This window comes from Microbulbifer mixtoriginis (SeqCode) (assembly GCF_052467705.1).
This window is the reverse complement of sequence record NZ_CP174322.1, coordinates 2700903-2721686: the sequence shown is the minus strand read 5'-3', so window position 1 is coordinate 2721686 and position 20784 is coordinate 2700903. Positions and strand designations below refer to the sequence as shown.

Below are 20784 nucleotides of genomic sequence, written 5' to 3'. Positions count from 1 at the left end.
ACTTCCCCATGAACTCATACTTCCTCGGCGGCTGCCTCTATCGTGGCGATATCGATCTTACTCATGGACATCATCGCCTTAAAGGCACGCTTCGCTTTGTCACGATCAGAGTTCGTTGTCAGATCCAGAAGCTGTCTTGGTGTAATTTGCCACGAGTGGCCCCAGTGATCCTTGCACCAACCACAGGCGCTTTCTTGTCCACCATTACTGATGATCGCCTCCCAGTAGCGGTCGGTTTCTTCCTGATTCTCGGTGACAACCATGAAACTAACGGATTCATTTGGCCTGAAATTCGGACCGCCATTCAGACCAATAAACTTGCGCCCGAGTACGGTAAATTCGACAGTCAGTTCACTGCCTTCCTGACCGCCAGGGTAGTCGGTCACCGCTTGATTAACTCGATCTACATGACTATCTGGAAAAGTTGCGGCGTAGAATTCCGCCGCCTTCTTTGCTTCGCCATAGTCAAACCACAGGCAGTTTACGAGTTCAGTCATATGTATTCTCCTATGCTTTGGACAGTATGCGGTCTCTTCACCGTCAGCTTTGAAGGTTGCTGCAATGCGCTCCATATCGTAACTGCGCCCTGGTTCAGGTTCGATAAAGACCCCTGCCCCTTCGGTGTTTGTGATGAATGGCGGTCTCCGTACCCTCCCGAGGAGGGTGTTCTGTTACCTCACTCAGCATGATAAATATCGTCTAGAACTGCTTAGCCAAGTCTGCGCTATGCCAAAGGTTGCTTGGGATCGATGCGAGTTGTTCATCGATACTTTGTTTTTTATCGCTCCATAGCGCCTTTGCCTGAAATTATTTTGCTGCGGAACTTGGCTATTCTCGAAACCCGTGTAGCCGGTTTCTTGGCTGAATTTAAGTTGAAGGCATAGCTTCGCTGGCGCCCTGGTGTTAATGCATGAAACGCTTCTGCAAGCTCGGGGTCGGCATCCATGGCTTCAACCAGTTCATCTGGGAGCTTCATATCGCGTTCTGCTTTTGGGGGCTTAATGCCGGCTTTGGCATATTCCTTCGCTTCCTCGATGTAAGCCCGTATAACTGATTCGAGCTTTGTCACTTGGTCGTTGGATTTCAGGGGGATCATATGTGGGTGTTGGGTATTCTCACCAAGCTTTTGAAGTAAGCCTTTGGGGTCTTTCAATAACGCCGCATCCATAAAGCTAATGAGGAATTTCTCTCGAAACGCTCCAAGGATGACAATATTCCGACCGGCGAATGTGTAGCAAGGCTGCCCCCATTTTACGTGCTCTTCCAGATCCATGCTCTGGCATATCCGGCGCAACTCATTAAGGCCGGATTTCCATTTCTGGGTCGAGCAATCAGGCGTTGCAAAGCGTTCACAACGTCCACAACCTTTCGAAAAATAATCTGCGATATCTGAAATCATTGCCATAACCGGTTGTCCCGTACGAGCAAAGTCCCTGCCACTATCAAACTATCATTTTTCCGGAGTTAGATTTTGATGTCCCCTCCCCTACGGCTTCTGCCTTTGAACCCGAGTGTTTTAGCAACTATGGCGTTCCATGTTTATCTGTGAGTTTTGATCAGCGCCCTAACCAGCATTCAGCATCTCCTATTATTTACGCCAGCTTGAGATTGGGCTGCCGGCGTTAATCTTGTTGAAGCGAGAAGTCTCCAGTGGTGATACTTCCATCCCGCATGTAAGTTACGCAAATAGCGCCACTATCTGTCGTCGTAGATTGCTGTACATGGAACCCCAAAGGGGTCACACCAGCACCGAAGAGGCGCTTTCCTTTGCCCAGAACCAAGGGAAAAATCAGCAGTTTAAACTGATCTACCAGGTCTGCTTTAAGTAGAGTCTGAATAAAATTGGCACTGCCCGGAACCAGCAAGTCAGGACCATTGATAGCCTTGATTTCACGAAGTCGTGCGACCGGATCATCGCCCAGCCATTCGCTGCCTTCCCAGGTAAATTCAGGTTTCGTGCGCGAGGCCACATACCGTATTGTACTGTCAATTTTTTGGGCCATCTGGATTTCTCCATCATCAACACCCTCAGGTGGAGGGTCAGCAGCTACTTTTGGCCAATGAGCAGCAAAAATATCGTAAGTCCGATGGCCAAGCAGGAGTTCGAATGGGGCTGCGAAGACATCTCCCATAAATTTACCTACACCTTCATCGAAATAAGGTACCACCCATCCACCATGCTCAAAGCCCCCTGAAGTGTCCTCCTCTGTACCACCGGGAGCCTGCATCACGCCATCCAGACTAACAAATGTGTTTACAATTATTTTTCGCACACAGTTCTTCCTTGGTGATTTTGTTGATCAAAATGGCGTCGCGAGTTGTGCTTAGGCTATTGCTTTCAATCACCATTGAGACTTGAAGAGATCGCTTATTGATCTTCTTTATTCGACTTCCACCCTTGTTGCCTCCAGGTAAGCGGCGAGATTAGAAAGAGCGCACTGCCATCCATTGCGTGTTCCGTCGATCATTCCCGAACCGACCAGAGAGGTGATCTGTATCGTCACCTGGAGTTCAGTCGCGCGCTTATTTTGACTAATCGCCACGGTGATCAAAGAGGCACTCAATAAAGAGTCGTCGGTATACACACGCTCGGTAAAAAGCAGGCGATGCGGCATACTGATGTCGTAGTAGTGTGTTTCGACTCGGAATTGCAGATCATTCTTTTGGCCGCACCGATGTACGTCAAGGCCTCCGACGCGAAAGTCGTTTTCAATAAACTCGACTGCCTCATCCTTAGAAGGTGCCCCCCATATTGAGCGGGCTTTTGGGTTTTCCCATGCTGAAAAAACCTGTTCTGCTGGTGCTTTGATTGTTTTACTGATGGATATGGTGTCGTGCGATAACTGTTGGCTCATGCTAGTCCCTTTGCTTAATGGCAGTTCCCAGGCTACCGACTAATAGTTAGCTGATTGGATAACTATAAAAAGCAATAATAGTTAGGTCAATGGATAACTTACTAGTGGCGCAAAAGAGTAAGAGAATTGACCTCTATCTGCTTAAAGTGAGGTGCAATGACATAACAACTATGATCGGCAATGTCATAAGGGGGTGAGGTAGGTGAGCCGATCACGCCCTCCAGTTTTTTAACAGAAGATCAAGAAGTCGGCTATTGGAATGGAGGGGGGACCTACAGGGTTTGTAATATGGCACCCTGTATCTCTATCGTACTCAGTCATCCTGTCCTTCAGCGCCAAGTGCTTCGACAAAGCTCGCCATTCTTGCCATCCGGCCTTCCCACTGGGCCGTCTGTGTATTAATCCAAGTTTCTGCAGCTGTCAGTTGCTTCGGCTTGATCTCGCAGGTTCGTACGCGGCCAATTTTCTTGGAGCGGATCAAGCCCGCATCCTCCAGCACACCTATGTGCTTCATGAATGAAGGTAGTGCCATTTCAAACGGTTTAGCGAGCTCGGTGATTGATGCCGGTCCGCTGGTCAGGTGCTGAATGACAGCGCGGCGCGTTGGATCTGCTAAGGCTTGGAAGACTGTATTCAGATTTTCGTGATTGTTACCCATTTGACTAAGTATATAGGTGTAAAATCGTTAGGCAATGGCCGCGGTTTGCTAATGCCCGTAAAAAACACCCTAACAAAAGTGCTTCATCTCCTCCCTAAAAGATATGTTTTAGTGTTAACAGAAAGCAGGAAACCTCCTGATAAAAAGAACAAGGTGCAATAGTGATCGATTTTTCCTATCAAGCGGACGTTCAAACCAAGCCTATCTCCTACACCGTTAGGGCAACACCGGAAGAAGTCTTTACTGCCTGGGTTACGCCGAGCATGGTTGAAAAATGGTGGGGGCCTGACGGTTTCACTACGCGTGTGCTCAATCTCACGGCAGAGGTTGGCAGGAGCTTTGCTTTTGAAATGACAGCTCCAGACGGCAGCTCTTGCGTAATGTCTGGAGTATATCGTCGTGTCGACAGGCCGAAGTTTCTAAGTTTTGAGGTCCATAAACATTGCAATCTCAGCTTGCCACATGGCACCGAACCGCAAAAGAATTCGTCATTGGTCGAAGTAGTGTTCAGAAGCAGTGAGCTTGGCACTGTCGTTTCGCTTACGCATACACTTCTAAACCCTGACTACGCAGAGCTGGCAGCGATCAGTTGGGCCCAATCACTTCGATGTATGGAGGCTCGATTTTCTGGATCGGCAAATCTGATCTGAGATGGCAAGGTGTCTTGATGGCAGTCATGAGTCTGTGCACATCTTACACGCTGTCTAATTTGATACTACCAACCACATGCGCATTTAAGGCCTTAAATTCTTCATGGCATTTTCGGCCGTATAAAGTTTGACCAATATGCCTATCAGATGTGTGAAGAATTTTCATTGAAGGCAGCGGCTAATTTACCGCTGCCAGAGTATGTCTTATCAGTTAGAGGTTCTGCACTTTAAAAGTCAGAAAGTAACCTTCGGTACTTAAGAAAACCTGTAGCTGCTGATTCAGTACACCACCCTGCTCTTTTGCTGTAACAACCCACTGACGCTGATTGTTAACACGCTGCATAGCGGCGCTTAGCGGCTTGTCAGACCAGGACTCGTTAAGCTTACCCTCTTTGATTAGGCGAGCTACTTCCTGGCTGGCGATGCCTTTGGCTTCTACCATGGATACAGTGGCAAAATTGTCTCTCTCATGGTCACCATGGGCGAAAGCAAGATTTGCGAAGCCTAAGGTAACTGATACACCGATGACTCGAATAAGTTTGTTCATAATACTCTCTTTCTTCTCGGTTTTAGCGAATGTTGATCAAAAAGCGTTACTGTTTGAGTCCAATAACCTCGTAGAACCCCTTTGTTTTTAGAGTGATCTTCACAGATTCCTGACCGTTATTCTTCCAATACCAGCCATGGGAACCATCAAAAGGCGTGGTGAGAGAGCCACTCATCTTGTTTGCGGTAGCAATAGCAAAGCTCTCAAAGTAGCCGGTAGTATCGCCTGCGGGTTCGCCGTGAAAATCAAAGTAAAGTTCACCACTCTCCGTTACCCACTCGTACTCCAGATGGCCGTATTTATCCAATTGAAATTTGTATTCAACCCCACGGCCAGCGGGCACTTCAATAGTTGTGGTGTCAGTCCGATAAGCAAAGGTCTGCTCACCACGCTGCACTATTTCCGGCACAGCAATTTCCTGCTCTTGACTGTTTAATTCAGTCAGCCCCAGTGCTCTGCCAATTCCAGTAGGATCTATATTGTATTCAGCTGGCAGGATTACTGTGGTCAACATAATGGCTGCAAGCACGCCAGCAGCAAGTGTGGATTTAATCAGCGTTTGTGCAGACTGCACTGGCATTTCAGTTGTATTCATTCTGTAAGCTCTAAATCTGAGTTCTTTCTGTTCAATTAACTTAATAAAGTCACTTTCTGGCTAACTAACCTACGAAGTAGCCTGTCATCTGGTAACCCACCAACATCAGTCCACCACTCATTAGTAAGGTATTTGTCATAGTGGAAAAGCGCAGAAAACTGTCAAAGCGACGCCAATAATTGATGGCGAGAAGAATAAACAGCAACGCAACAAACTGACCAATTTCTACTCCGACATTAAAGGCCAGAATGTTCTCCACCAACCCATCGCTGGACAGCTTGAATTCCTGTAATTTGGTTGCCAAACCAAAACCGTGGAAGAGTCCAAAAATCAGTACGGCAGCCTTGGTATTAGGCTGGAAGCCAAAAACCCGTTTGAAGCCGCCGAGATTATCGAAGCCTTTATAGACAATGGATAATCCAATAATGGCATCGATCAAATAGGCATTCACATGGGTGTCGTTAAGCACTCCAAATAACAAAGTTAAGCTATGACCGAGCGTAAAGAAGCTTACATAGATAAGAACATCTTTTGAGCGATATAAAAAGAAAATGACTCCCACCAGGAACAGCAGGTGGTCATAGCCTGTCACCATATGCTTGGCGCCAATATATAGAAAGGGAATAATAGATACCCCTTCGTTGCCGGCAAGAAAAGTCTTTGTAGCATCGTCCACTCCATGGGCAAATAGCGGCATAGATATCACCATACCTGCTATCAGCGCCATCAAGCCGAAAACTGTTTTTAAACTATTGTGCAACGTTACTATCTCCTGTTATTAAAGTTCTAAATTCTTGTGAACCAAAGCGCACACAGGCCCAGTTAACTGGCTCCAGCCAGAGCCACTTCAGGGTTATCTTGTAAGCTCTCCGACTTGGCATTCCTGCCATGTAAAATTCTGTAGAGTGCCGGCAACACTAAAAGTGTCAGGATTGTTGATGAGACAATACCGCCAATAACCACCGTAGCCAGTGGGCGCTGTACCTCAGAGCCAATACCAGTATTCAGGGCCATGGGCACAAAACCGAGTGAGGCAACCAGTGCGGTACTAATGACTGGACGTAAGCGGATCAGGGCGCCCTCAATAATGGCCTTTTCTATGCTGTAACCTTGGTCTCGCAGGTCGCGAATAAAGGAAACCATCACCAGGCCGTTAAGGATGGCAATCCCGGAAAGTGCGATAAAACCAACGGCTGCGGAAATGGAGAAAGGGATATCCCGCAACATTAAAGAGAGCACACCGCCGGTTAATGCGAGGGGTATACCGGTAAAGATAATTGCCGCATCTTTTATGGAGCGAAGTGCCAACAGGAGAAGCCCCATAATCAACACAAGGGTCAGCGGCACTACAATCGATAAACGTTCAGTAGCAGACTGTAGCGTTTGATAGGTCCCGCCGTATTCAACCCAGTAACCAGGTGGTATTTCCACTTTATCGGAAACGGACTGCTGTACATCGGCAACAAAGCTACCCAGGTCCCTACCCCGCACATTAGCCGTTACCACTACCCTGCGTTTACCGTTCTCGCGGAAAACCTGATTGATACCGGCAGTGAGTTCCAAGCTGGCAATTTCCTCCAGGGGCACATAGTTGTCATTGGGTCGATGAATCGGCAGTTTCTTTAGCGCATCCAAATCCTGGCGCAATACCTCTGGCAAACGCACAACAATATCGGTGCGGCGGTCTCCTTCATAAAAGCGGCCAGCAACCGTACCTCCCAGGGCGGTTGCCAGCTGCTCCTGTACTTGGCTGATGGCCAGCCCATACTGGGTTAGTGCGGCTTGGTCAGGAACAATGGCAAGAACCGGTAAACCGCTGGTTTGCTCCATCTGTATATCAGCAACGCCTTCTACACTGCCTATAGCCGCTTCAATTTCACTGCCCAAACGCTCTAATTGCTCGAAATCATCGCCAAAGACTTTGATCGCCAATTCCGCACGTACCCCCGCTAAAAGCTCGTTAAAGCGCATCTGGATTGGCTGGAGAAATTCATAGCGGTTTCCGGGGATTGGCTCTACCAGCTTTGCCAGCTCTTCTACTAATTGCTCTTTCGGCTTATCCGGATCTGGCCACTGAGACCTGGGTTTCAGGATAATAAAGTTATCGGCAACACTTGGGGGAACGGCATCGGTAGCCACTTCCGCAGTCCCAATTTTGGCGAATACACGCTCCACTTCGGGCAACTCTTTAATCCGCTCCTCTAGGGATTTTTGTAGTGCAATCGCTTGTTCCAGGGATGTGCCGGGAATACGCAAGGCGTGCATGGCAATATCGCCTTCATCCAGATTCGGCACAAATTCGCTACCCATTCTGCTTGCCGTATAGCCGGAAACCAACACCAGTAGCGCAGCAATAGCGACAACCATGCCACGCTGGCGCAGTGCAAACTCCAGGGCCGGGCGATAAAAGCTATTCAGCTTCTCAAGTGCAGGGTTTTTCTTTTCGATCACCGGTTTGCGAAATAGCAGCGCTATGCCGGCTGGCACCAAAGTGATGGAAAGAAACATCGCAGAAAGCAGCGCAATCACCACGGTTATAGCCATTGGATGGAACATCTTGCCCTCCACTCCGGTCAGGGCAAAAATGGGTAAATACACGGCTGTGATAATGAACACACCAAACATGGCCGGGCGAATCACTTCCCGCGTCGATTGGAATACCAGGGTAAGCCGTTCTTTTAGATCTAACTGGCCACGCGCGCGGGCGGATTCGCTGAGGCGTCGCAGACAGTTCTCGACAATAATGATGGCCCCATCCACCAACAAGCCAAAGTCCAGCGCCCCCAGACTCATCAGGTTTGCACTTACGCGGGCCTGCACCATGCCGGTGATGGTCATTAACATGGCCACCGGAATGACCAGTGCAGTGAGAATTGCTGCGCGAACATTCCCCAGCAGCAGGAAAAGAACCGCGATAACCAGCAGCGCACCTTCCATAAGATTGGTTTGGACCGTGCGCAATGTCTGGTCAACCAGACCGGTACGATCATAAACCGCAGTCAATGTGATACCTGGTGGTAGACTCTGTTTGATATCCTCTAACTTTTCACCAACTGCACCTGCAACGGTGCGACTATTTTCGCCAACCAGCATGAAAACGGTGCTCATCACCACTTCCCTGCCGTTCTGAGTAGCCGCCCCGGTGCGCATTTCGCGCCCCTCTTCGATCTTGGCCAAGTCGCCAAGGCGAACAGCAACGCCATTCACTTCCGCAACCAGGAAATCCTTCAGTGTCTCTAACGAGCTTGCCTGCCCAGGAACCCGCAACAACCACTGGGCGCCACTGTGTTCAATAAAGCCTACACCGCGGTTACGATTGTTCTCCTCGATCGAGCGAATCAGGTCTTCTTGGGTCAGGCCGAATGCCAGCAATTTCTCTGGCTCAATAGCAATTAGAATTTCTCTCTTGAATCCGCCGATCGGATTGACTTCCACCACACCTGGTACACGCAATAACTGCGGGCGCACAATCCAGTCATGCACCGAACGTAAGTCCTTAGGTGTTACCGCACTGCCATCAGCATTGGTGGCTCCGGGTTCGGAGTCCACTGTGAACATAAAGATTTCACCAAGACCTGTGGCGATAGGTCCAAGCTCCGGCTTCAAACCAGCAGGCAGTGCACCACGTACACTAGTGAGCCGTTCATTCACTAACTGGCGGGCAAAATAAATATCGGTGCCATCTTCAAAAATCACCGTAACCTGGGACAACCCATACCGCGAAACGGAACGTGTATAAGCAAGGCTCGGCAATCCAGCCATTGCATTTTCCACAGGGTATGTAACCCGTTGCTCAACTTCTTTTGGGGTATACCCCGGTGCCTCCGTATTAATAACCACCTGGATATTGGTGATATCCGGTACCGCATCAATGGGCAGCCGGGTGAAATTCCAAATGCCCAAACCGCACAGTAGTAGCACAAGGGCAATAACCAGCCCGCGATTTTGAATTGAGGTTCTTATCAAGTACTCAAGCATGCCGAACCCTCAGTGATCGTGGGATGCACCGGACTTTTCAATGTCCGCTTTAATGATGTAGCTGTTACCGGTGACATACTCGATTCCCGGTCGAATCCCCCCCAGCACTTCAACCCAGTCGCCTGCTTCACGCCCCAGCTCCAACATGCGCACTTCATACTGGTCGCCCACCTTGGCATAAACGACAGTAAAATCGCGGAACGCCTGTAAACCGGAACGCTTGACGGCAAGAGGCACCTCATATTCAGCAACTTGGATATCGCCGCTTACAAAAGAACCCGGTGCGAGGCCTGCGGGAATATCTTGCAGTGACACTCGAACGGCGGTGGCCTGGTTGGGTTTCATCAAAGTATCAATTTGTTTCACTACCCCGAGCAGAGGAGTTTCCAAGGACTTGATATTTACGGAAACGGGCGTGCCCTGGCGAATCTGGGGGCGTGTTGAGGGAAAAACATCCAACTCTGCCAACAATGCAGTATCATCGGCAACCGTTAATAAAACTCGACCTGCGGTTTGTTCACCGGGGTTTACATTGCGCTGGACTACTACACCGGCAATTGGGGATTGAATAGTGTAGGTGTTTAGGTTTTGATTGCTGTTAATGGCAATTAGGGGTTGCCCTTTTTTAACGCGCTCCCCCAATCCCACCTGCACAGTTTCTACAAAGCCATCGAAACGCGCACTAATTTCACGAACCTGCTCTGGATCTACAATAAGCCTGCCGTAAGCGCGGCTGGTTTCACTCATCCTGGCGGGGCCAACGGTTTCCGTATCAATTTCCATGGATTCAGCAATACTGGATTCGATACGGGTTCGCCCCTCAAAATTATCGTATTGCCAACGGTATTCTTGCCCCTGGTACTTGGCTGTTAGAGTCACAACAAATGAGTGGGGCTCATAGATCACCATATCACCACGCAGATAATCCCCCTCGGGCCTGAATTTGATGTGGTCCTCTCCATCTCCAAGCCTTGTAAGAATCACTTTAAGATCAACCTGTTGAGGATTAACCAGCTCTCCATCGTTACTCACCCAAACCCGAAACTCCGGGGGAACACCAGTTTCATAAATACTTAGCTCAACGGCAAAATCACCTTCTTGCAACATGCGCCCACGATTGGGCCCTTTTTCCGGTTCCGCCTCTGCGACAGCTCCGGCCGCATAGACACTGCCGCTGCCACTAAGGAACAAGGAAAGTAAAGCACTGAATATCAGGCTGGAAAAAACTGCGGATCTCATATCTCGCTCTCGCTTATCTGTGCCAATGACAGGCCGGTAAGTTTTTCAATTTCAATCAGGCTAAGGTGTGCGTTGTACTGTGCCTGGAGCAGTGAAAGCTGCGCATCGCTAAGCCCTTGTTGGGCTAGAGCCAATTCCGAGTAGTTGTAGCGGCCACGTCGATAGGCTTTTTGCGTAGCGGTGAGCGCTTTATCCAAACTGGGAATCATCTTTTCATTCAAGGCGGCAGCCACGTGCCGGTGATGCTGTAGCCTTTGGGTCATCACAAAGAGTTGTGTATCCAATGCAATCTCTTTCGCATTTCTTTCTGCTCGAAAACGATTCTGTTCCGCCCTCAAAGCAGATACCTTGCCGCGATTGCGATCGCCCTTACCTAGAGGGATTGCGAAGCCAGCCACTAATCCATAATCTCCGCTCGCTTCGTTGCGACGAATTCCTGTATCAATCCGCCACTGAATGCCCGCTTCTGCTCGTGCCAAATCAATTTCCGCCTGCGCCACGCGCTCGCGGCTCATGAATATTTCCAAATTTGGGTTGCTCGCCACCAAGCTTCGCAATCTAGATAAATCAACTTCTGGAATGACACTGGAAAGAGAACCAACCACCGCTCGAAAACTGGGCTCCCTGGAGCCCCACTGGGCAGCTAATTGATATCTGGCAATATCCAACTCGTGCTCGACATCTTCCACAGCTAAGAGTCGACGCTGGAAGTCGACTTCCGCCCGAAAAGTATCGGCTTCATTCGTTCTGCCAACACTAACTTGGCGATTAATTTCGGCGGATATCCTGCGAGCCAGGTCGACTGCTCTTTTAGCAATTTCCAGGCGTTCCTGCTGAGCCAGTACCTGGAAAAAGTAACGCGCAGTATTAGCGGCAACTTCTAACTCAAGAACCTGCTTTTCGGCCTCAATCACGGAAGTCTTACTGCGTGTAGCCAATACACGTTTTTCTGCGAGATCACCCTGTAATAGCCAACTGATGCCTACTGTTACCTGGGAACTGCCGTTGCCATCGCTGTCCTTTTCCTCCCCCACCCCCTCGGCGGCAACACTAAGCTCCGGGCGTGGTCCAAGCTTGGCGTGCTTCGATAAAGCATCTACAGCCTCAAACTGATATCGGTAACCCGATAGTTCAGGATGATTTTGCAAGCTTTTAAGAATTGCCTGCTCATAAGTGAGGCCCGATAACTCCTCGCCCTGTTCTGCCCTAAGGGGTCCACTTAATGCGACTAAAAAGAACACGGCTCCGGCCACAAAAAACCGATCAGCAATCGGTTTTTTAGTTATGACTAAACGCAAACAATTAAACACTTCGGCTTCCTTAGTGGGAGAACAGGGTTTCGACGGTGTGGTGGAGTGCATCCACCGAAACGAGGCAAGTGCCAGTGAGAACTACAAACAATCCAGCTAACAATAAAGGGGATAAGTTGCGCCCCTTATTATCAGACAGCAAGTAACGAATACGGGCATCCAACTGGTCAAGAGCGAAATAACAGGCCAATGCTGAACTTCTCGCTTTGGGCTGCAACCCATTGGAGATACGGGTTACCTTAAGCAGGGTTTGGGCGATAAAGGTCTCACTCCACCCCTGACTATGGGCATAAGCGTCTGCACGCTGCTCCATACACAGCGCCATTTGCCGATTCAGGTAATTCCCTAAACGCGTGGGGAAAAAGCTGGCAAACAAAGCGAATATTAATTTCTTCAGAGGATCAAATTTTTGCGCATGGGCTTCCTCATGCAGGCGCACCACCTCAAACTCTTCCGCTGTTAACTGGTCTCGCAGACCGCTGGTATAAAACCCTTGCGGACGGAGCAGACCACTGGTGAAAGCCTGGGGCCCCTTTGCCTGGATAATACTCTGGTCAGACTTATCCCTTTCGCAAAGTTGCATTAACAATCGGAGCTGCGCCAAATGGCGATGAGCTCGTTTAAAACTTTGAAACGCCAAAAAACCGCTAAAGAAAAGAAACGCAATAGTAAAAACACCGTGCCAACTGTAGAGGTTAAAAGCATTGATATGGTGCCAATGCGCCAGTGATGCAACGCCTCCCAAAAGGCTGGGGAAAGCCAGGATAACAGCGGCAGTGGAAGCCGCGAACCACGGCAGCAATACCGCGCTCCACAGCAGTAAACGCCGGCTACTGGCAGACAGGCGAAGTGAATGCCGGGAAGCAGAAAGGCAGGCAGCTGATACCAGTAAAATACCGATAAACAGGCCAAGCGCTGCAATAGTCAGCAGGTTTAGCCAGAGTGCAACCTGCCCCAAAATCATTCGCGATCATCCTGCTGGCGCTTAATCTTCTGGCTTTCGATCAACTGCTCCAGCTGCTCCAATTGGCTTTCGCTTAACTCCGATGAGATGGAGGTAAATGCGGCTACCAACCCGTTCTCATCATCAACGAACTCACGAGTAACGTCTTGAATCAGCTGCCCGACAAACTCGTAGCGCTCCACTGTCGGGCTGTATTGGAATGCATGCCCCTGCTTCTCCCGGGACAGCAAACCTTTCTTGTAAAGGCGATCCAGCGTGCTCTGGATAGTATTGAGAGAACCTCCACGGGCCCGGCTCAAGTCCGAGTGGACCTGTTTGGCATCCGCAGATTTTCTATCCCAAAGATATTGGAGCACCTGTTTCTCAAGATCACCAAGTCGCATAGACCATTATTCCAACTGTTAAAATCATTCCTTGAATGATGGTAGAGCGGCAAAAACCGATCGTCAATAGGTTTTTAGAATAGAAAAAGAAACACGATCAAAGCCCCTTTCGGGCTCCAAATCACTTGAGCTAAGTTACTTTAATCAAAGGCTAAATCAGCTTACTACATTTAGGACTCTTGTCTATAAATCGCTCCGAAAGCCCCATGGGGCGAGCCATGAAGAGCACATCTGCTGCATCGCAGCTCTTGGAAGGGGCTAAGTCCGTCCGTGTCGAGATGCGCTTAACATCTACAGCCTTCAAGGCTTTGTGAAATTATTCAGAGTCTCCCAAGATTTCATATAAATTCGCCCGGTTAAATTTCCAACAACAGTGTGCAACGGTTAACTTTTTGAGAGGTGATTGATTAACGTCGTGACTTTAATCTCACTGGTTAAGACCGTTTATTTCAGGAGCCTCACAACAGTTTGTGGGGCATGATCCCTGGTCAACTGAGCGCAAGCTCAGCTGTGCCGGCCTCGCTTTCCGAATCGATGCCGGCTGGGTCGTTCTCGGTTGGATCAAAGCTGTCGGCACGTGCCATGCGCCAGGCCCGGGCATAGAAGCCCCCCTCGCCATGTGCCCTGAGCAATTCGCCAGGCTTGAGGTAGACGTGGATTTGCGAAAATAGCTGAACTTCTGTGCCACCGGTACGGCGTACTAGGTGTTTTCCTTCTAGCTGTGCTGGATGCTCTAATCCGGCGGCGGCTAACATCTCGGCCAGGGTACTAAGGGTGTTGTGGTGGAAATTATGTACCCTGTCGGCTTTCTCAGGCACCACCAGGGCTCGCTGTCGCAGCTTGTCTTGGGTGGCTACGCCCGTGGGGCACTTGTTAGTGTGGCAGGATTGGGATTGGATACAGCCGATTGCAAACATAAAGCCGCGTGCCGAGTTGGCCCAGTCGGCCCCTATAGCCAGCACACTGGCAATATCGAACGCCGAGATTATCTTGCCGCTGGCACCTATCTTGATCTTGTCTCGCAGGTTCAGGCCGACCAGGGTATTGTGGATAAACAGTAGGCCTTCGCGCAGGGGCACGCCGATATGATTGGTGAATTCCAACGGTGCTGCTCCAGTACCCCCTTCCTTGCCATCTACCACGATAAAATCTGGCAATATGTCACTTTGGAGCATGGCCTTTGCGATGCCCATAAACTCCCAGGGGTGTCCGAGGGCCAGCTTAAAACCCACTGGTTTACCGCCGCTAAGTTCCCTCAGTTGTTTGATAAAAGTCAGCAACTCAAGGGGGGTAGAAAAGCTGCTGTGGCTCGAAGGTGAAATGCAGTCCTCGCCCTCAGGCACGCCGCGGGTGGATGCTATCTCCGCAGTCACCTTGTGCCCGGGTAGGATGCCGCCATGGCCGGGCTTGGCGCCCTGGCTAAGTTTTAGCTCAATCATCTTAATTTGCGGGTTACGAGCCTGTGCCTTGAAGCGGTCTGGATCGAAGCTACCGTCCTGGGCTCGACAACCAAAGTAACCCGAGCCTATTTCCCAAATCAGATCGCCGCCGAACTCGCGATGATAGGGGCTGATGCTGCCCTCCCCTGTATCGTGGGCAAAGTCCCCTAGCTTGGCGCCCTTGTTCAGGGCCCTGATGGCGTTGGCACTAAGGGACCCAAAGCTCATAGCGGAGATATTGAAGATCGAGGCCGAATAAGGCTGGCTGCACTGAGGTCCCCCTATGAGCACCCTGAAGCTCTTGTGCTCTCTGACCTCCTTGGGGCGTATGGAGTGATTGATAAACTCAAAACCAGGTTCGTAGACGTCTATCAAGGTACCAAAGGGTTTGGATGCATTCTCATTCTTGGCCCGGGCATAGACCAGGGAGCGTTGGGCCCGGGAAAAAGGTAGCTCGTCTTCTTCTCCTTCTAACAGGTATTGGCGTAGCTCTGGGCGAACACGTTCCATGAGATAGCGAATATTGCCCAATATGGGGTAGTTACGGCGCACCGCATGGGTTTTTTGAATCAGATCGTAAATTCCTAGGAGACTCAGAAGGCTGCTGATTGCGGCAATAGGCCAGAGCCAGGAGTAAGAGTCCAACAGAGGCAGGCTGACGATAGTCGTGAGAACACAACAGCCAAAAAATGTATAGCGATTGAGCAGGAATAGTTTCATCATTGTATTTCGTACAGGCTATTGCTGTTTTCTCTCCTTGAAGGATGTATTTTCTACCAGCTCGGAGTCAATCGCATTTACGTGGATATTCTATGTAGTTACTTCACTAACTCACGTCTTGATCAATCTCGCCAAGAAAAAGCTAGTGTATCAATTAATACATAACCATCAATAAACTGCATATCATCGATATAAAAAGTCTCGCAATAAGTTTCAGTTTTGAGGGTTATATATAATCCACTACGTCAAAAGACTGCCCAGTTTCATTGGTTAAAACTGCATGACGATACGCTTTTGCAGAGTCCGACGCTGAGATGCCGCTAGAACTATCCATACCCATCATATCCATGGTTTCTTTCACAAAATGTGGACTAACAGCATTCAAACGAAGCTTATGGCCGAGCTCTAACGCTGTGGCTTTCACAAAGGATTCAATGGCCCCATTTACCAGGCTGAGTGCAGAACCGCCCCGCATAGGATGTTGAGCCAAAACACCTGAAGTTAAAGTGATACTGCCACCCTCTCGAATATGGTCACGGCCAATCTGGAAAATACTAATTTGCCCTAACAACTTACTGTTGATAGCTGCCTTAATTTGATCAAATGTCAGTTCCTCAACTGGCGCAAAAACTGCATTTCCTGTGGCTGAAACTACTGCGTCAACTTGGCCGACTTTCTCAAACATGTCCTTGATAGATGCCCTGTCCTCAATATCAACTCTGTAGTCGCCTTTGCTGTGACCTACTTTTACAACTTCATGGTCTTTAAGTTCAGCCACAACTGATTTACCAATGGTTCCGTTAGCGCCAATCACTACAATTTTCATGCTATAACCGTCCTTAGTTTGTTAATTAAAACATTCAGCTATTCTTTGGTCATAATGGAAAAGTTGTGCCTAGAAATACACCACGTTAAAGGTTTTAGTGTAGCTATTAATCAAATGGAATCTTGTGTTCCGGTTTACCTTCAAACTCAACTCTTATCAGATAGATTGCGCAATATATATTGGAAAACGTAGTGAAATGGTTTTGATTTGGATGTGAATATGATCCTTGTAGGTAATTTTTCATTGTGAGTTCATTTGATCTATCTCATCTTGCAGTTTCTCTAATTCCTCCAATACATTTAAAAATTTTTTACCAAATTTTGTAACTGTGTATTCAACCCTGGGAGGAATTTCGTTATAGCTCACGCGTTCCAAGATACCAAACTCTACGTTTTTACGGAGACATTCATTAAGCACTTTTGCGCTCAGACCCTCCACACTGCGTACCATCTCTCCTGGTCGATTTATTTCCAAAGCCAGCAAGCGGTAGACTGTAAGCGACCATTTACAGCCATAGATAGTCTCAACCATCCGGGCGCTTTGCTTTGGTGGCGCCTTTCTTAGGACTTTCTTTTTGTTTGGTTCCATAAATACTTACCAAAAAGTAACTAATACACCGAATTGTACCTACTTTTCATCAGGGCTTTGCTTTGCCTAGACTACTTGCACGCTATCTACATTATCTTATCGAGGAAAATTTGTGAACGAGACTATAGTTGAAGCTAAAGACAAAGATAGACGTGAGTTGGCCCTTGTTGTGGGAGGATCAAGTGGAATTGGGCTAGCTACTGCGGAGCAGCTGATAAAACAAGGGATAACGCCCATAATCGTTGGTAGTAAGGAAGCAAAGCTAAAAAAGGCAGAGGATTATCTATCTACCTATGGTGAAGTGAAAACGCTCCAGGCAGATCTTTACCAAGAAAAAGATGTCAGTGCTCTCATTGAGCTTATCGAGAAAGATGAAGCTCATTATCGATACTTGGTAAATGCTGCGGGTTATTTCAACCCCAAGCCATTTCTATTGCATGAAAATGATGACTATGACAGATATCTAGAAATCAATCGTTCGTTATTTTTTATTACCCAAGCTGTTGCGAAGAATATGATAAAGCATGGCTCTGGTAGTGTAGTTAATATTGGTTCTATGTGGGCCCAGCAAGCAATTAAAGCCACTCCATCTTCAGCATATTCAATGGCAAAGGCTGGGCTCCATGCCCTAACCCAGCATTTAGCCATGGAGCTTGCCGAGTACAACATAAGAGTTAATGCAGTCTCTCCAGCAGTCGTGAAAACACCAATTTATGAGAACTTTATTGATCCAAATGAAATAGATGAAGCACTATCCGGATTTGATTCTTTCCACCCCATTGGGAGAATTGGTGTGCCAAATGATGTTGCAAATGTTGTTAACTTCCTTCTAGGTGGAAACTCTAGTTGGGTTACCGGTGCAATTTGGGATGTAGATGGTGGTGTTATAGCTGGAAGAAACTAACAGATATCTATTAAGTTATTCTTTGTGAAGATAAAAAGCTCAAGTATGCCTAGTTAAATACTGTGGCCGAATCAGTTATAAGATTTGGCCACACTCTGACCTTTCTATCAGTAAGTTAATGAAAATCTTTTCTTAAGCAATAATATCGCCCAACTGGAAAGTACAAATGGTGCTGTTAATACAACGATGCCAGTATTGATAAAAGCCATTGCGATGGGCACGGTTAATGCACTCCCCACAAGTGGAGCAAGCCATTGCTTACTTCTACTTGTTAAGGCAATAGCACAAAGTGATGCATTGTAGCCAAAGATTCCGGCAAGAATGAGTGTTGTCGATAAAGATAGAAGCTCAGCCAATAATGTGGCAAATAGTCCACCAATGATGCCCCAAAGGGCATGTAGTTTATTGGAAATGAAAATCCCAAGCAAAAAACAAGCCCCCGTAATGGCATTATTTTGGAAGATAATCTGTCCTATACCTTCGAATATCCCCCAAGTTGAGATTTTCTCACTCATCGATGTTATAGCTGGCTCTAGATTGAGTGCCGGAGCCATGGCCCAGATAACCCATATCACCATAATGTATGGTGCGGTATAAGCTGGAAGAGGAAAGTGAATCATCATTAAGCGCATTATTAAAACGGTTAGAGCGCTTCCAGCAATAATTAAGAAAACGGTGAGTGACGAAGGTGCATATAAAGAGAATACGACTACACCAATCAATGCGCCATTGTACCCAAATAGCCCCTCTTCAATATCATTCACCGGGTAATGTTTAATCTGTGCAAAAATTGTTGAGGAGATAACACCAACTAGGACTCCAATAGCCATAGTGATGGAGTTAACTGCCACACCAAACAAAAACAAAGCTCCGCTCAATGCGTTCTTCTGAAGGATGACTTGGCTAATTCCTCTGAGTAGGCTGATAAAGAAACAACTGATCTTTGTGGATATCGATTTCTTCATAAGTCGCTCAATCTAATTCACCCCTTTGTACTCATTGACAATATAACGAATGAAATACTGAAACTTCTGTAGGTATTGGTAGTCGATACTCTTTCAGCAATTTGATTGTTTTAGATTTATTGGTTAGGTATTGTAAACGCATATTGATTTGCCTGACTGACTTCTTCAATAGGTACTGATCGCCATGGATCGACGTGATTTTTCTAAAGTTTTTTTGGGGGCTGCCATCGCATACACCCTGCCCCAGCCACTCTTTGCATTAGACGCTTTATCAAATAATACAGCGAAAGGTGTAGACGAGCTTCAACGTCTTGTACGTCATCGTATTCTTAAGCAGCATGGGGCACATGCCGCGGTTACAGGCACCCTGAAGCCCTCTGGTCGTCGCATCATTACCGTTCGGGATCCTGAAGCCAAGGATGACTACCAGCTAGGCGGTGATACCATTTTTGAAGTTGCCTCGTTAACTAAGATTTTTACCGCCCTGCTACTAGCTGTTGAAGTCGTACATAAGCGCGTAAGGCTCGACGACCCACTTCAGGATTACGTACCAGATGGAGTAAAGGCTCCAACTTTTAAAGGACGACAAATCACCCTCACCGACCTGGCTACACATGGTGCTGCATTGCCGCTTAGGCCCAACAACCTTGCTACATCGGTACCCGATGCGCCGAATAAATATGCAGGTTATTCCTTTGATCAGCTCTATGGCAGCTTACCAAGCTACCATCTACAAACTAGTCCAGGCTCTCAATTTAACTATTCAAACCTGGCTTTTGGACTTTTAGGTCAAGGCATTGCTTTGAAGTCAGGCCGCTCTTTTGCAGAGATACTGCGAGAGCGTGTAACAGAGCCACTAGGGTTGAGTGACACTACTTTAGAGGATGACCCGAGAAAGGCAGCACGACGCGCTCAAGGCCATGACTTTTACCTCAGCCCGATTGGCCCCACTAGTGATGGTGTGCTCGCTCCGGCTGGTGGTTTGCGCTCTACTGCCAACGATCTCCTCACTCTTCTCGACTTGTTCACCAACGGCCAGGGCCCTAAGGATTTGGTGGCTGCCTCGCGTTTGATGTTGTCGGTCGATAGGCCTGGAGGCAGTGATATCACTCGTATGGCCCTGGGTTGGCGCAGAACGACGACCCATGGAGAAACCTATTATTGGTCTAACGGCAGCAGCGATGGATCACGCACATTTATGGGCTTTAACCCAGCACGGAGAGCCGGTGTTGTTGCCTTGGCAGATGCTGCGAGTGGCGAAGGATTAGACGATATCGGCCACCATTTTTTGAACCCCCAGCAAACTGTATCTACTAAGATCGTCCCTACCCCAGATTTCATTACTTTACCTGAGAAAGTTCTTTTAAGGGGGATCGGACGCTATGAGCAGGCTAAGGACGATGTCATCGAGATTAGTCGTGGCTATACGGGCCTTATTGTTTCAGCGGGATACGGAGAGTTCGTCATTCGACCGCAATCATCCACACTATATGCATCTAAGATGGTACCAGGGCTAACTATCGAATTTGAAGGCGCTGATGTGGGCCCTGTCGTTTCGCTGATCCTCCGTCAAGATGACAAAACCTATATCTACAAGCGTCTACCTTAACGTGGAAGTCCAGAGAAGAGCTTAAACTCTTCTCTTTATTATTAAGAAGGCCCCTACCCACTCAACGTACAGTAAGAACACATAGTTTTATACTTCGTGATTGGGATGGAATTGACAAAAACGAATTACATAGCTGCCGGCGATCACAATTGTTAACATAATCCAACATTAGCAAAAGACAGCTCAAGTTTTTGTGGTTTCAGCGGGTCACGTGGGAAATAGTTGAAACCCCCAGCGCAAAATCATCTGGGCTCAATTTAGGGGGTAAGTTTATCTCTTAGAATGGGTAACTTGGTGTTTTCATTTTGATCTTAGAAATTTAATTAGATCAATACCTCCTTGTGAGATGCATGCTGAATCGATTGAATTTATTTATGTATACGCTTGGGGTTTCTCAATAAGTTTTGAGGGGTATTTCTGAGAGGTTTTTCCGCCTTTGTATTGATATTACTTGCAGAAATTCATTTCTCTACTAATTACATACCTTATCCCTACGTCGTTAAGGATGCTCAGAATTTACTCATTATTGGGGATTTTGATAATAATTTCGATAC

Annotated in this window: 20 protein-coding genes; 3 read left to right on the top strand and 17 right to left on the bottom strand. The window is 47.8% G+C overall.

Annotated features, from left to right (window positions below):
* Positions 1-14 precede the first annotated feature (14 nt).
* The 5 genes from ACJJIB_RS11990 to ACJJIB_RS11970 all read right to left on the bottom strand — a co-directional run bounded on the left by ACJJIB_RS11990 (position 15) and on the right by ACJJIB_RS11970 (position 3513).
* A complete protein-coding gene (locus tag ACJJIB_RS11990; RefSeq protein WP_444886205.1) occupies positions 15-497 on the bottom strand; it encodes a VOC family protein in 483 nt (160 codons plus the stop codon).
* Positions 498-778: 281 nt separating this feature from the next.
* The gene (locus ACJJIB_RS11985; RefSeq protein ID WP_444886204.1) at positions 779-1405 is read right to left on the bottom strand and encodes a YdeI/OmpD-associated family protein; all 627 of its coding nucleotides are present in this window, start codon (positions 1403-1405) and stop codon (positions 779-781) included.
* A 217-nt stretch (positions 1406-1622) separates the two neighbouring features.
* Positions 1623-2273: a dihydrofolate reductase family protein gene (locus tag ACJJIB_RS11980; protein WP_444886203.1), complete on the bottom strand. Its 651-nt coding sequence runs from the start codon at positions 2271-2273 to the stop codon at positions 1623-1625.
* A 108-nt stretch (positions 2274-2381) separates the two neighbouring features.
* On the bottom strand, positions 2382-2855 hold the full coding sequence (locus ACJJIB_RS11975) for an SRPBCC family protein (RefSeq protein ID WP_444886202.1): 474 nt from the start codon (positions 2853-2855) through the stop codon (positions 2382-2384).
* A gap of 313 nt (positions 2856-3168) precedes the next feature.
* Positions 3169-3513: an ArsR/SmtB family transcription factor gene (locus ACJJIB_RS11970; RefSeq protein ID WP_444884880.1), complete on the bottom strand. Its 345-nt coding sequence runs from the start codon at positions 3511-3513 to the stop codon at positions 3169-3171.
* A 161-nt stretch (positions 3514-3674) separates the two neighbouring features.
* Between ACJJIB_RS11970 and ACJJIB_RS11965 the strand changes: the two genes are divergently transcribed.
* Positions 3675-4163 carry an SRPBCC family protein gene (locus ACJJIB_RS11965; RefSeq protein ID WP_444884881.1) on the top strand — a complete coding sequence of 163 codons (489 nt, stop codon included), beginning with the start codon at positions 3675-3677 and terminating at the stop codon, positions 4161-4163.
* A gap of 211 nt (positions 4164-4374) precedes the next feature.
* Here ACJJIB_RS11965 and ACJJIB_RS11960 read toward each other — a convergent pair whose 3' ends face one another.
* The 11 genes from ACJJIB_RS11960 to ACJJIB_RS11910 all read right to left on the bottom strand — a co-directional run bounded on the left by ACJJIB_RS11960 (position 4375) and on the right by ACJJIB_RS11910 (position 16752).
* On the bottom strand, positions 4375-4710 hold the full coding sequence (locus ACJJIB_RS11960) for a DUF6488 family protein (RefSeq protein ID WP_444886201.1): 336 nt from the start codon (positions 4708-4710) through the stop codon (positions 4375-4377).
* A gap of 46 nt (positions 4711-4756) precedes the next feature.
* Positions 4757-5305: a hypothetical protein gene (locus tag ACJJIB_RS11955; RefSeq protein ID WP_444886200.1), complete on the bottom strand. Its 549-nt coding sequence runs from the start codon at positions 5303-5305 to the stop codon at positions 4757-4759.
* Between the two features lie 64 nt (positions 5306-5369).
* The gene (locus ACJJIB_RS11950) at positions 5370-6065 is read right to left on the bottom strand and encodes a HupE/UreJ family protein (protein WP_444886199.1); all 696 of its coding nucleotides are present in this window, start codon (positions 6063-6065) and stop codon (positions 5370-5372) included.
* Positions 6066-6127: 62 nt separating this feature from the next.
* Positions 6128-9283 carry an efflux RND transporter permease subunit gene (locus ACJJIB_RS11945; protein WP_444886198.1) on the bottom strand — a complete coding sequence of 1052 codons (3156 nt, stop codon included), beginning with the start codon at positions 9281-9283 and terminating at the stop codon, positions 6128-6130.
* Positions 9284-9292: 9 nt separating this feature from the next.
* Complete coding sequence (locus ACJJIB_RS11940) at positions 9293-10522, bottom strand: efflux RND transporter periplasmic adaptor subunit (RefSeq protein WP_444886197.1); 1230 nt, start codon at positions 10520-10522, stop codon at positions 9293-9295.
* A complete protein-coding gene (locus ACJJIB_RS11935; RefSeq protein ID WP_444886196.1) occupies positions 10519-11832 on the bottom strand; it encodes a TolC family protein in 1314 nt (437 codons plus the stop codon). The genes ACJJIB_RS11940 and ACJJIB_RS11935 overlap by 4 nt, the downstream gene beginning before the upstream one ends.
* A 10-nt stretch (positions 11833-11842) precedes the next feature.
* Complete coding sequence (locus ACJJIB_RS11930) at positions 11843-12796, bottom strand: M56 family metallopeptidase (RefSeq protein ID WP_444886195.1); 954 nt, start codon at positions 12794-12796, stop codon at positions 11843-11845.
* Positions 12793-13179, bottom strand: a complete 387-nt coding sequence (locus ACJJIB_RS11925) for a BlaI/MecI/CopY family transcriptional regulator (RefSeq protein ID WP_444886194.1) — start codon at positions 13177-13179, stop codon at positions 12793-12795. The genes ACJJIB_RS11930 and ACJJIB_RS11925 overlap by 4 nt, the downstream gene beginning before the upstream one ends.
* A 488-nt stretch (positions 13180-13667) precedes the next feature.
* Positions 13668-15341: an FMN-binding glutamate synthase family protein gene (locus ACJJIB_RS11920; RefSeq protein ID WP_444886193.1), complete on the bottom strand. Its 1674-nt coding sequence runs from the start codon at positions 15339-15341 to the stop codon at positions 13668-13670.
* Between the two features lie 223 nt (positions 15342-15564).
* On the bottom strand, positions 15565-16164 hold the full coding sequence (locus ACJJIB_RS11915; RefSeq protein WP_444886192.1) for a short chain dehydrogenase: 600 nt from the start codon (positions 16162-16164) through the stop codon (positions 15565-15567).
* A gap of 240 nt (positions 16165-16404) precedes the next feature.
* Positions 16405-16752, bottom strand: coding sequence for a winged helix-turn-helix transcriptional regulator (locus tag ACJJIB_RS11910; protein ID WP_252085938.1), 348 nt, complete (start codon positions 16750-16752; stop codon positions 16405-16407).
* Positions 16753-16864: 112 nt separating this feature from the next.
* Here ACJJIB_RS11910 and ACJJIB_RS11905 point away from each other — a divergent pair, with 112 nt between their 5' ends.
* Positions 16865-17656 carry an SDR family NAD(P)-dependent oxidoreductase gene (locus ACJJIB_RS11905; protein WP_444886191.1) on the top strand — a complete coding sequence of 264 codons (792 nt, stop codon included), beginning with the start codon at positions 16865-16867 and terminating at the stop codon, positions 17654-17656.
* 107 nt (positions 17657-17763) lie between these two features.
* On the opposite strand, the gene ACJJIB_RS11900 is transcribed toward ACJJIB_RS11905, so the two are convergent.
* The gene (locus tag ACJJIB_RS11900; protein WP_444886190.1) at positions 17764-18621 is read right to left on the bottom strand and encodes an urea transporter; all 858 of its coding nucleotides are present in this window, start codon (positions 18619-18621) and stop codon (positions 17764-17766) included.
* 184 nt (positions 18622-18805) lie between these two features.
* Between ACJJIB_RS11900 and ACJJIB_RS11895 the strand changes: the two genes are divergently transcribed.
* The gene (locus ACJJIB_RS11895) at positions 18806-20230 is read left to right on the top strand and encodes a serine hydrolase domain-containing protein (protein WP_444886189.1); all 1425 of its coding nucleotides are present in this window, start codon (positions 18806-18808) and stop codon (positions 20228-20230) included.
* The last annotated feature ends 554 nt before the right edge of the window (positions 20231-20784 follow it).